General features: G+C 52.7%; 9 protein-coding genes. 1 reads left to right on the top strand and 8 read right to left on the bottom strand.

The genetic code is table 11. From position 1 onward, the window contains the following. Window positions 1-120: 120 nt before the first annotated feature. Entirely contained in the window at window positions 121-876 is a 756-nt protein-coding gene (locus tag MYS68_RS06615) for an SDR family oxidoreductase (RefSeq protein ID WP_248925074.1), read from the bottom strand. Window positions 877-997: 121 nt separating this feature from the next. Then, a complete protein-coding gene (locus MYS68_RS06610; protein WP_248925073.1) occupies window positions 998-2,632 on the bottom strand; it encodes a DHA2 family efflux MFS transporter permease subunit in 1,635 nt (544 codons plus the stop codon). A 258-nt stretch (window positions 2,633-2,890) separates the two neighbouring features. On the opposite strand from MYS68_RS06610, the gene MYS68_RS06605 reads away from it, so the two are divergent. Continuing rightward, window positions 2,891-3,487 carry a TetR/AcrR family transcriptional regulator gene (locus MYS68_RS06605; protein WP_248925072.1) on the top strand — a complete coding sequence of 199 codons (597 nt, stop codon included), beginning with the start codon at window positions 2,891-2,893 and terminating at the stop codon, window positions 3,485-3,487. A gap of 101 nt (window positions 3,488-3,588) precedes the next feature. On the opposite strand, the gene ftsH is transcribed toward MYS68_RS06605, so the two are convergent. From ftsH to MYS68_RS06575, 6 genes are all read right to left on the bottom strand, one after another. After that, window positions 3,589-5,412, bottom strand: coding sequence for an ATP-dependent zinc metalloprotease FtsH (gene ftsH / locus MYS68_RS06600; RefSeq protein ID WP_248925071.1), 1,824 nt, complete (start codon window positions 5,410-5,412; stop codon window positions 3,589-3,591). A gap of 182 nt (window positions 5,413-5,594) precedes the next feature. After that, window positions 5,595-7,322 (bottom strand): hypothetical protein, encoded by a 1,728-nt coding sequence (locus MYS68_RS06595; RefSeq protein WP_248925070.1) that lies wholly within the window; start codon window positions 7,320-7,322, stop codon window positions 5,595-5,597. A gap of 22 nt (window positions 7,323-7,344) precedes the next feature. Then, window positions 7,345-8,652 (bottom strand): efflux RND transporter periplasmic adaptor subunit, encoded by a 1,308-nt coding sequence (locus tag MYS68_RS06590; protein ID WP_248925069.1) that lies wholly within the window; start codon window positions 8,650-8,652, stop codon window positions 7,345-7,347. A 19-nt stretch (window positions 8,653-8,671) separates the two neighbouring features. After that, complete coding sequence (locus MYS68_RS06585; RefSeq protein ID WP_248925068.1) at window positions 8,672-11,785, bottom strand: efflux RND transporter permease subunit; 3,114 nt, start codon at window positions 11,783-11,785, stop codon at window positions 8,672-8,674. A 186-nt stretch (window positions 11,786-11,971) separates the two neighbouring features. Next, on the bottom strand, window positions 11,972-12,373 hold the full coding sequence (locus MYS68_RS06580) for a WD40/YVTN/BNR-like repeat-containing protein (protein ID WP_248925067.1): 402 nt from the start codon (window positions 12,371-12,373) through the stop codon (window positions 11,972-11,974). 134 nt (window positions 12,374-12,507) lie between these two features. Continuing rightward, on the bottom strand, window positions 12,508-12,903 hold the full coding sequence (locus tag MYS68_RS06575; protein ID WP_248925066.1) for a hypothetical protein: 396 nt from the start codon (window positions 12,901-12,903) through the stop codon (window positions 12,508-12,510). Between the last annotated feature and the right edge of the window lie 64 nt (window positions 12,904-12,967).

The following is a 12,967-nucleotide window of genomic DNA, read 5'->3' as shown; positions in this document are numbered from 1 at the left end:
GGAAAAAGAGCCGTCATGCTGCGTTAGCGGCCCTTTTCCCTTTAAAACGATCCTGACTCAGTAAACGCAAATAACCCCGCAATGATGAAGTTCATTATTGCGGGGTTCGCTATATACACGTTAATATGCCGTCCAGCCGCCATCGGCTGCGATTACCGCTCCGTTGACGAAACGGGAATCATCGGACGCAAGGAAGAGGGCGACGGTCGCAATTTGTAGCGGATCGACCGGCTCGCTCCGCTGAGTTCCCGCTCCTTCCTGGAACACCTGCATCCCGTCCATGTCGATATTGTTTAAGGCAATATTGGTTTTGACGCCACCGGGCGCAATCGCGTTGCAGCGGATGCCGGACTTGGCATACATGTAGCCGACATTTTTGGTCAAGCCAACGAGACCATGCTTGGCGGAAGTATAAGCGACGCCGCCCTTGCCGCCGCTTATGCCAGCGGCCGAAGCGATGTTCACGATCACGCCTTGGCCTTTAGCCAACATCAAAGGAATGGTTTTGCGTATGGCACGCATTGGGCCGGTCAGGTTGACCGCCAGTACCCGCTCCCAGAGATCGTCCTGAATCGTCTCAATGAGCCTGAACCCGTCCATGATACCGGCGTTATTTACGAGGATATCGACGGTTCCGAATGCATCAACCGCTTTATCCACCATTGCCTGTACCTCATCTTCTTTCGTGACGTTCGCAACAATGCCTTCCGCGGTTCCGCCGGCTTGATTGATCTCATTCACTGCCGCCGAGATTGCATCTCCATTAAGATCTGCGATGACGACCTTGGCTCCCTCCTTCGCAAACAATTCTGCGATTGCTTTGCCTACGCCAGATGCCGCTCCCGTTACGATCGCGACTTTATTTTGCAGCTTCATCCCAATCTCTCCTTTCAATTTCGGCCCAAGGCCACGAACAGTTTTGCGGCTTTTTTCAATATCGGTTTGACGGCTTTATTTTATACATAGCGATAAGATCGATGCATACATTCGGCGGCATTTAGGCCTGAACGGGCTCGGGTCTTTGCACCTCCGTTTGACGCGCTGCCGCAGGCGCTTCCGCCTCTGTCTTGGACGGGACATCAGCCGGCTGCGGTTGTCTTTTTGCCCTCAAGAAAAGCACAACCGGGATGCACAGAATGGCGGGAATCGCCGATAAATAAAACGTATCGGCAATCGCGCGGGCCAGCGCCTCTTTCTGCATGATGCCGCTCAGTGTAGAAGTCGCCACGCCCGTCGCCGTGCCCATATCGACAGCCCACTGATATATTTGCCCCGAAAGCGCCGAGATGACATCATTAGCGACCCAGGAATCGACGGTGACGCTTTCGTTGATATGCGCGTAATGGACAATTTGCCTGCTGTTCATGATGGCCGTAAACAGCGCAATCCCCATCGAACCTGCAACCTGGCGGCATACGTTCGATAACGTCGAACCGTTCCCTATCTGATGGGGCGCCAGAGCATTCATCCCCGCGGAGGTAAGCGGCATCATGCAAAGTCCGATACCGATCGAACGGATGCACAGCACGGCATTCAGCCATTCGTTCGGCGTGTCGGTCGTCAATTGATGAAGCTTCAAGGTCGTAATCCCGAGAATCGTTAAACCTAAAATTCCGAGCGGCAGTATGCCGATTTTATCGAACAACCTTCCTGCGACCGGCATCATCAGCGCCATAATAATGGCTTGCGGCATCATGATCAAACCGGTCTCCATCGCATTCAGCGAATGGATGTTTTGCAAATAAAGCGGAGTCAGGAAGGTGCCGCCCATCATCCCGATCATAACGAGACAGGATGAAATGACGCTGAACGTAAACTTCATGTTTTTGAAAATTTTCAAATCCAGCACAGGCTGCTCTGCACCAAGCTCCACCCAAAGAAGAAGCAGCAAACTCGATACCGCTACGAACAGCAGGCTGACGATAAACAGCGATGTCCATCCCTCCGACTGCCCCTTGCTCAATGCAAGAAGCAGCGACCCAAAAAACAATATGGCAAGAACAGCGCCGGCCAAATCGAACTTGAGCCCTTTTTTCGGAATGGACGGTTTAAGCAAAAGCTGGCTCATCACCACGGCGAAAATACCGATCGGGATGTTGATGAAAAACAAAAGCCGCCAGCTGTAATATTGAATCAAATAACCGCCGAACGTCGGTCCCAGCGCGGGCGCCACCATCGCGGCAACGCCCCATAATCCCAGCGCCATCCCGGTTTTTTCCCTCGGGAAAATAGTGTAGATGGTTGCCATGCCGATCGGCATAATAAACCCGCCGGCAACCCCCTGAATGATCCGAAACAAAATGAGCGACGAAGCGTTCCAGGCCAGCCCGCACAAGACGGAGCCGACGGTAAATCCCGCTACGGACCAAATAAATACGTTTTTGTTGCCAAACCGCTCTCCCAGGTAGCCGCTCATCGGAATGACGACAGCCGAGGCAAGCATATACGCGGTAATGACCCATTGAATGGTGCTTACATCAGAGCCGAATACGGCCACGAACTTGGTAAGCGCCACGTTCATCAAGCTGCTGTTTAAAACGGAAACAAATGTGCCCAGCACAATAGCGATCAACGCCAGCCACATCGAACCGTCGCTTTTGTTCTTTTCCTCATCTTGGAGAGATTCCACCATACCGCACACCCGCCTGTTCCGCAATGACGTGCATTCCTGACTGCACATCCAAGTAAATCATAGATTTAATTTACAACATGTTGTATAATTAACATCATATAAATTAAATTATATGGATATGGTTCTTTTTTACAAGCAACACATTACGACAAATTGTAAATTAATATACACGTCATTTTTGTTCTGTAGCTTTTCCCGGAAAAATAATACATAATCGGTAAAACTGTAGCTTATGTATATGATGAAAGGAAAATGAGGATGGATAAAAAATCTTCCCGTATAGATCCCCGTATTCTCCGTACACGGCAATTGCTTAGGGATTCCTTTGTCGAATTGCTTCAGGAAATGGAAATCGAGAAAATATCGGTAAACCGCCTTGCCGAGCGGGCCACCATCAATCGTGTTACCTTTTATCTTCACTATCAGGACATTCCGGATATGCTGGAAAAAATGGCTGACGAAATGGTAGAGGAGATTAGCGCGATTTTGAAAAAAACGCCGGCAAATCCGAATGGTGCGGAAGAAGAAGAGCAGGCGATGCTGGTCAGTCTGCTCGAGCATATTGCCGAACATGCCCAATTTTACAAAGTTATTTTGGCCTTGAAGCGGGTTCCTGTGTTTACGGACCGGCTGTTAAAGCTGCTGACGGAATTGATTACGGAAAAAATCGAGAGATTGGAGGACGGCACTTACCTTACGACAACCGGTATTCAAAAGGATATCGCCATATGGTACGGTTCATCGGCCTTGATCGGAACGATCGTGGCTTGGCTGCGTAACGACATGCCGTATACCCCGCTCTACTTGGCCAAACAATTTCATCTGCTGCGGTCGTCCATGCGGCAGCCGCGTTAGATCAAGGAACAAATTCCCGGTTATACACATAAATTGGCTGCGCCTCATTTCCAAAATGATAAAAAGCCGCGTTTTCACGCGACTTTCGTGCGTTACTGTCTTTAGCTCTCGCGTTTTAAAACAGCCATAAATTCCTCGCCCGAGATGGTCTCCTTTTCCATCAAATACTTTGTGATTTCATGCAACTTTTCTTTGTTCTCTTCCAAAATTCGTATTGCGGTCTGATGGCAGGTTTTGATGATGCTCAGCACCTCGTCGTCGATTCTGGACGCTGTTTCCGCGGAAACGAGCAGCGAGGTGTCTCCACCGAGGTAGGGATTATTTACCGTCTCCAGCGCCATCATATCAAACGTATCGCTCATGCCGAACCGGGTGACCATCGATCTGGCGATTTTCGTGGCCTGCTCGATGTCGTTGGAGGCGCCCGATGTGATTCGATTGAAAATGATTTCTTCCGCGGCGCGCCCGCCCATGAAGGTTGTAATTTTGTCCAGCGCCTGCTCCTTGGACATCAGGATGGTTTCCTGCTCGTCGACCTGCATCGTGTATCCGAGTGCGCCGGAAGTTCGCGGAATGATCGTGATCTTGTGCACGGGAGCGGAATGGCTTTGCATTGCCGCTACCAATGCATGCCCCACCTCATGATAAGCGATGGTCAGCTTGTCCTTCATCGAGATGAGCACATGTTTCCGCTGGTAGCCGGCGATGACGACTTCCACGCATTCTTCCAAATCGTTTTGCGTAACTTTGCTGCGGCCAAGTTTGACGGCACGCAACGCAGCTTCGTTGACGATGTTGGCCAGATCGGCCCCGGACGCTCCGGGTGTGGCCCTGGCGATCACATGAAAATCGATGTCGTCCGCAAGCTTCACTTTTTTGGCATGCACCTTGAGGATCGCTTCCCGTCCGGCCAAATCGGGCAGCTCCACCGGCACTCTGCGATCGAACCGCCCCGGCCTGAGAAGCGCCTTGTCCAGCGTCTCCGGACGGTTTGTCGCCGCCAGGATCACCACGCCTTTGTCCGCATCGAAACCGTCCATTTCCGTCAAAAGCTGGTTCAAGGTTTGCTCTCTCTCGTCGTTGCCGCCTGCGATGCCGGAGTTGCGGCTTTTCCCGATCGCATCGATTTCATCGATAAAAACGATGCACGGAGCTTTTTCCTGCGCTTGCTTAAATAAATCCCTCACCCGGGCTGCCCCCATGCCGACAAACATTTCCACAAACTCGGAGCCCGATATGGAGAAAAAAGGCACCTTCGATTCTCCGGCCACCGCTTTGGCCAGCAGCGTCTTTCCTGTTCCCGGCGGGCCCACCAGCAAAGCGCCTTTGGGAATTTTCGCACCGATCTCCGCATACCGCTTTGGGTTATGCAGGAAATCGACGATTTCCTTCAACGCCTCCTTCGCCTCTTCCTGGCCGGCCACATCGGCAAATGTAATGCCGGTTTCCGCTTCTACGTACACCTTGGCATTGCTTTTTCCAAAGGAAAACGGATTGCCTCCTCCCGGCATCCGATTCGCCATCTTCTTCATCAGCCACTGACCTATTAAAAGAAAGATGAGAAACGGGAGAATCCAGCTCAGTATAAAGTTTAGAATCGGCGACATTTCTCTGGGGATAACTCGGGTAAAAGCAACGTTCGCCTCATACAGCCGGTCGACCAGCTTCGGATCCTCGACGGCACCCGTTTTATACATCTTGGCCCCCGTCGTATCGACCGGAGTAAAGACGATCGCGTTATCCTGGATCTCCACCTGCTTGACCTGACCATCCTTCACCATGTGCAGAAACGTCCCGTAATCGACTTCCTTCACGGAATAATTGTAAATAAGCGGCATTACGAAGGAGTTAATCAGCAAAATCAAAAGCAAGGTGATCCCGTAGTAATAAAAAGTGGACTTTTTAGGCGGTTTGAATTCGTTCATGCCTTCCCCCCTACGACTGTTCTTCTGTTACGCGATCTGGAAAATTCATCAAATACTGTTCCCAGAAGTCGTTATTCTATTCGGATGGCTGCCGCTAAAAACAAAAGAAGCATTAACGAAAAAATGTTTTCCGTTAATACTTCTTGTTTAATCACGCGTTGACGCATCTCCCGAGCGCCGAATCAGTCGAGCGTGGTCAAGAAGCGCTTGGCCTGCCCGCTTGGCGTATCGACAACTTCATAGACGTTGACGGTAATCGGAAATTCAAACTGCTCGCTTTGCACCGTACCGGTCACTATCGTTTGCGTGCCGCTGATCAGCTTTTGCGTGCCGGTTAATCCGGCATCGGCCGTGCTGAGCACCCGCCCTAATTTGTCGACCGCTTCGAAGCGAAGCGTCGGGAAATTTTGATCGACCACAACATCCGGCTGCTGCGTAATATCCAATGTAAGCTTTAATTTATAGGAATACGTGGCGTTCGTGGAGAGGTAGTTCGTTCCGAATTCCCAATGCTCCAGCTTGATGTCCAGCGGGAACAGGTGAAGCACGTCCGTTGCCGTCTCCTTTTGCACCGGCGCCGGCACCGAGGCGATGGCCACTTTGTACGGAGCGGCCGATTTCGCATCGAGCAGCTTAAGTACGAGTCCTTCCCCCGTTTCCGATTGAGGCAGGTTAAATGCGTAGCTGAGCGTATAGCCGAGCCCCGGATTTAAAGCCGCCGGCACATTCGTTTGCCGAACCCCGGCATAAGCGGAACCGCTCGGGCTGCGAAGCTCCGTATCGAACGCAGGCGTCGGGATCGGCTTGCCGCTCTTGTTTGTCAGCTTGAACTTGGCGATCGCCGTCTGGTAGCCATCCGCCGGATTTTGCTGCAAATGCAGCTCCATGAGCGATATGTCCGTCTGATCGATGAGCTGGGATAGCGGATCGACCGAAATCGGCGTACCGAGCGTATAGGCGGACATCGCAGCGGGATCGGCCAACCCTCCTTCCGGCAGCGCGATCACCGCTTTTCCGGTATCGAGTGGCAGCGAATCGTTCCCGGACTTGAACGGATCGGTCGTCATCACCTGCAGCTTGGCAGGTTCGTCGTTATTTTCAACAGGTATCGCAAAATGAATATATGTTTTTTCGCCGGGATCAAGCTGCGGGGCGGTTTCCTCGGTTCGCTTGCCGGCATACTTTTTTATATCCGAACGGGCGTCCATGCGGAAATCGGGAACCGTTTCTCTCCCTTCGCCCGGGTTTTCCACAACTACAGTGACAAGCACGGCAGCCCCTTGATCCGTATGCTGTTTAGAGTAGCCGACCGGCGTATAGAGCAAATTGGAGTTCACTCCAGCCAAAGAAAATGTTTGTCCCCAAGCAAGGCGCACTGCCGAAAGCGGCTCCGTACTTTCCGCGTCATACCATACCTTCCGGTCAAGCGGCATGGAAAGCAGTTCCGTTTCTATTTTCGGATAAGCATATTCGTCTACGTTCACGAAGGCGAGCCGGGTGATTTTGACCGGAGTTTTGTCTTTGCTGTCGATGACGCTCATAAACACGAGCTCCGCCACTTCGAGCGGTTTAAGCGCCGTTTTATTGTCCGCACTGGCGTCGAGCTTGTACTCCACCCCGTCCGCAGTCCGTACGCGCAGCTCGAAATCGGGGATGCGGGCCTTGGCCGTGCCGCCGTTATAAAGCCGAACCGTGGCGGCAATCCGTATGCCGTTCGCCGTCGACTGCACGGATGCGCTCTTGACGGCGGCCTGTATCGTATTTGTCAAATAATAGCTGGCGCCTTCGGAAGCCGGCTGTATCTGAGCCGCCGTTTCTTCCCCGTGCACGACGGGAAGCCCCAAGCTTCCCTGAACCGCCAGAGCGCCGATCATGAGTGCTGCCATACTTTGTTTCCACTGGTTGTTCATTGAGATGCCTCCTTCTCGATTGTTATTTCACCGGTTTCGTATCCGCCGCAGAGCCGCCGGTCCCGCTCTTGGCCGGCTCGTCCGCCTTCTGCCCGTCCTTCAGTTGATGCTGACCGGAGACGACGAGCTGCTCGCCCTCATTGACGCCGCCGGCAATCTCCTGATACTGTCCGTTAATGCGCCCGAGCTTCACTTTTCGCTTCTGATAAGTTCCGTCTTTCAAAATAAAGACATACGAGTCCGATTCCTCGCGGATGATGCTCAAAGCAGGCACCACGGGCACTTTCTGCTCCGTTTCGGTCGTCAGCTGCACCATGTATCTTTTGCCCGGCTGAATTTCCAGGTTCGGGTTCGCTATTTCGAGCTCCAAGGTAAACGTTTTGGTTTGCGCGCTCATGACCGGGGCCAAATAGCTGATTTTCGCCGTCCCCTTCGTCTCCGGAGTATCCGGATTGTAATATACGAGCTCCTGCTTGTTCTTTACGAGCTGATAGTTTGTTTCGGACAGCTCTGTCGTAATCTTGATCGGATCGACCTGCTGGATTTGACCGATCTTGCCGGAGGAGATCGTCTGGCCCACTACCGGAGTAAAATCGGTCAATAGGCCGCTGGCCGGGGCTTTGACACTGTAGTTTTCAAGAGTGCGGATCGAATCCTCGAGCGCCAGACGCGCCGTTTCCAGCTGTGTTTCGTAGGAAGCGATCGTATTCGAATTATCGTTCGCGGCCAATTTGTTTTTGGCCGATTCGAGACTCATCCGCGCCGTATCAACCTGCTGCTTGGCTTGATCGAGCTGGTGGTTCGTCGCTTTTCCGTCCTCGTAATCGTTGCGGAGCTTGTTGTAATCCTGCTCGGCGTTTTTGAAAGCCATCTCCGCCTTCGTTACCGAATCGGCCAAATCCTTGCGGTTGTTCGCCTGATCGTCCTTCGCTTTTTTGAGCGATTCCTCGGCGCTTCTGACGGACAGCTCGTTTTTCCGCCGAACCGATTCCGCATCGACGCTGTCCAAACGCAGCAGCACTTCATCTTTATGCACGTAGTCTCCGCGCTTCTTCACAAGCTCGACCACCGTTCCGCCGACCTTCGGCACGATATCGACCGTCGTTCCCGAGACGACATCGGCGACTTGCTCGACAGGAGCGCCGATGCTTTGCCTCGCAACCGGCTCCGTCTTGACCGGTCTCGTCGCAAGCTGCGCCTCCGCCGGTCCGGCCGGACCTCCGCCGGGAGGAGAGCAGCCCGCCGCGACGGCGGCCACCACTCCCAGCAAAACCATGGTATGGAGCATCGAATACCGGCTCCGTTTTTTTTGTATATCCACCCTTTTCATCGCTCTGCCTCCTCCATCCTTATATTTCTATCGAACCAGCGGGCTCTATCAGCTTCTTGTCCCTATGAAACAACCTGCCGACTCGGACCTTGAACTCCTCGATGAGTTCATACACAATGGGCACGACCACCAAAGTCAGCACCGTGGATGTAGCCAGACCGCCGATCACGACGACGCCCAGTCCTTTGCCTATCAAAGCCCCTTCACCCGACAACCCGAGAGCGAGCGGGAATAGAGCCACGATCGTTGCGCCGGCGGTCATGATAATGGGGCGAAGCCGAACCTTGCCCGCATCCAGCAAAGCCTGCCGTACGGTGTAGCCCTCCTCGCGAAGCTGCTGCGCCCGGTCGATCAGCACGATCGCGTTGGTCACGACGATGCCGATCAGCATCATGAACCCGATCATCGAGGTGATGTTCAGCGCCTCGCCGGTGATGACCAGCCCGATCAAACCGCCGATGGCGGCAAGCGGGAGTGAGAACAAAATCGCGAACGGGGCGCCTGCGTTGCCGAAGGCCAAAACCATGATCAGGTAAATCATAAAGATCGCGACCACCATCGCCATCCCAAGCTGGGAAAAGCTTTCGTTGACGTCGGCGGATACGCCCTTTACTTCCCGGCTGATCCCATCCGGCAGCTCCAACGAACGCAAAGCGGCGGAAACTTTACCGCTGACGGCGGTTTTATTGTCCGAGTTGATTTTCGCCGTTACGCTGACGAGCTGCTGCCGGCTTTCACGTCCTAACGAAGTCGCGGCAGGCTTCAGCTCCACTTTGGCTACTTCTTTCAAATAAACCGTCTTGCCCGAAGAGCTGGTTAAAGGAATGTTGCCCAGCTTCTCGATCGAATTTTTGTCGGATTTGTCCATCGAAACGGTCGTCGTGTACGTGTCGCCGTCAATGTCCAAATCGCCGAGGTTTGTCTTCTGAATCCACGTCATCGCCGCATCCCTCACCGATGATGCCGTCAGACCGTAGGCTCTCGCTTTTTTCTGATCGACGGTGATTTCCACCTCGGTTTTCTTGTCGCTTAAGCTGTCTTCGATTTCGCTCAGTTCCGGGAACTCCATGAGCTTGGCCTTGACCATCGCCGCCGCCTGCTCCAACCGGGCCTGGTCGTCGCCTTTCAGACGGTAGGAAAAGTCTGTGCTGGACACGCCCGTTCCGCCGCCGATCGATTTGGCCTGCACATCGGAGCCCTGCGGCACCTCGGACTCGATGAACTGCTTCACCTGTTCCTTGACTTTATCCGGGTCAACCTGATCGTTTACTTCCACATAAATTTGCGCCGCGAAAGCCGTTTGCTGATCATCGTCTCCGTTAAATCCGGCAAGCCCCTCCACATAGGTAAAAAGCGTGTTGCCCCGGCTGTCTTTGGCATCCCTCAGCAGCTGTTCCAGCTCCTCGGTTTTCGCTTTTGTCGTCTCAAACGCCGTTTCGTTCGGCAGCTTGACCACGAAATACATCGATTTCGAAGCCTTGCCGCTCGGCAGAAACGCAACCGACAATTGCGGTACCGTGACGGCAATGGTGCCTACGAACAGCACCCCGGCCAGCAGCAGCGACTTGAACCGATGCTTCAGCGACCAGTGCAGGATGTTTTCGTAAACGGTCATGAATTTGCCCTGCGGGGCTTCATGATGCGTTTGATGCTTGGACGGCTTTCCTTTGAGCACCATCAGCTTCGCCAGCATCGGAATGACGGTCAAAGCAACGAGCAGCGAAGACAGAAGCGCAAACGCAAGCGTGAGCGCAAACGGTTTGAAAAACCCGCCGACCACGCCGGTTACCATGCCGATCGGGGCGAACACGCCCACAGTCGCGAGAGTCGACGACGTGATCGCCATAGCCACCTGCTTCGTCGCCAATAGAATCACAGATTCGTTTCTTTCCTGCGCTTTTTCCAAGGAAGCGTAAATATTTTCAATAACGACAATCGAGTCGTCCACCACGCGTCCGACGGCGATAAAAATGCCCCCCAGCGTCATCGTGTTCAGCGTCAAACCGAACTCCCACATCAATAGTAGCGTGATCAGGATCGATAAGGGGATGGAAACAAGCACAATCAAGGTCATTCGCACATTCCGCAAAAAGACAAGGATCGTGAACGCAGCAAGCAGCGCGCCGACAACCCCCTCCCTCAGCAAACCGTTGATGGATTCCCTGATTTCGTCGGCACTGTCGTAAGTCGTTTTTAATTCGACGTTAGGCAACGAGGTTTTCCACTCTTCCTTCAGCTTTTCAACTTCGTTCGAAAAATCAACCGCATTCGCGCTGCTCGATTTATACAAGACAACGGCGATCGCATGCTGCCCGTTAAACCGGCTGGAGAAATCCGATTCGTTGATCGCCTTCACTTTGGCTACTTGCGAAAGTGTGATGATATCGCCCGTGCCCGCCGTAATTTCGATCTGCTCGAGATCCATCACGCTTTGGATATCTCCCGTAACCCGGGCATTTTTCTCGTTGCCGCTGATTTCTACGCTGCCGACCGGGCTCTTGGTCACTGCAGCCCTGATCGCGCCGGTTACCTGCGTCGGAGTTAAACCGTACACCTTCAAGGCATCGGCATCGAGTTCGATATCCAGGCTCGTTTCGCGCGCCCCGACGATATCCAAATGGTCGATGCCTTTAAGAGATTCGAAGGCCGGCTTGATCGTATCGTCGAAATGCTTGTCAAGCTCCGTTTGGCTTATGCCTTCTTTGGCGGATACAACCAAATAAATCGACGGCGCGCTGGCAGCCCCGAAGGTCGATGCCTTGGGAGTGCCCGCCGAGTCGGGAAGATCCACCTCCTGCAGCAGGCTTTCGATATCCTGCTTCTTTTTGTCGGTGTCGACGTCTTGCTTGAACATCAGTATAACGCTTGAAAAATTGTTGCTCGATGTCGAGCTCATCGTGTCCAGATCCTCGATATTGGCCAGCTTCTTCTCGATCGGATCCGTCACCTGCTCCAAAACATCCTTCGGCGATCCCGTATAGGTCGTCGACACGAGCACTACGGGAAAAGATACGTCCGGCATGTTCTCGATCTTCAGCTGCGACGCGGCATACAAACCGCTGCCGAACAACAGCAGCATAATGATGAACAGGGCGGACACATTTTTCATGGAAAATAGGGTCATTCGAGTCATTCCTGCGTTCTCCTCCATTCCTTTCTTTTTCTCTCGGAGTCGGCCTCCACTCACCAAGCTAGAATAATATGGCTGTGTGAACTTCATGTGAATATTTCCGAAAATAACCACGAAAAAACCTCTCCCGAAACCTGGAGAGGTTGTAGTGAAGAGGTTTATGTTTAGAAAACGACATCTTCTGCCTGTTTACTTATTTTGCAGCTTATCATACTTCTCGTCATATACCCACGTCAATCCTCCGTCTATGCTGGAAAGACAGATGGTTCCTACGGCTTGGCCGTCTTCGCGCTTCGTCAGCAGAATGGGATAAAGTCCTTCTTTTCCGTTGAAAACAGGGGAAAGAGGTGTCTTATTATAATCCTCGTTGAACTTTTCCGGAAGCGTGACGGCGAGTTTTTCCCATGATTTGCCCCGATTTTTGGTTGAGTAGATTTCAGGCCCGGCATCCCGATAGTAGCGGAAGCCAAAAAAGCCGACATCCTTGTTGGAATAACCTACGCCCGTCAGATGTTCCGAATAAACCTCATTTGGGTTGCCTACCTCCACCCATGTCTTCCCGCCATCGGAGGTCTGGAATACATCATTCAACGCACTTCCTACGCCGCGGGAGTGGCCGCTGACCATCCAGCCTTCATTTTTCGACGTGAAGCCGATGAATAACTCGTTTCCCTTTGCGCCTTGAACGATATAATCGTTCCACGTTTTGCCCGCGTCATCACTGATCAGAACATGCAGCGGCGATAATTTGTCAGGGCCGGATTATACACGATAGCCGTTTTATCCTCGGAGATGAAAAAGCCGCCTTCGCTTATTCCCCGATCCGTTTCATTTCGGGTCATATCCAATTTTAACGGTGTTTGCGCGGTAACTTCTCCATTCCGGTACGAGACGGAAACAATGCCCTCCGCATTAATCGAATACGAATTACCTGCATCAAACGAGACGACTTGCTTCCCGTCGAGGCTGGAATAAATCGTACCGGGTTTAATGGCTGCGCCGCTGCCGTTCGTAACGTTCGTGCAGACGGCTAAAACGCCAAGAGTGAGGATAACAGCACATAAAAGCGCGGCGCCGTTTTGTTTCTTCTTACTAAGAATGGACTTGAATCTTTGTTTCATCGCATGTTCCCTCCAAAAAGCGAAGACTCGGCTTTTGCATTATCACAGCACTGAATTCCAGTTT

Source organism: Paenibacillus hamazuiensis (assembly GCF_023276405.1).
Taxonomy (GTDB): domain Bacteria; phylum Bacillota; class Bacilli; order Paenibacillales; family NBRC-103111; genus Paenibacillus_AF; species Paenibacillus_AF hamazuiensis.
The sequence above is the reverse complement of the archived record's forward strand: the minus strand, read 5'-3'. Positions and strand labels throughout refer to the sequence as shown.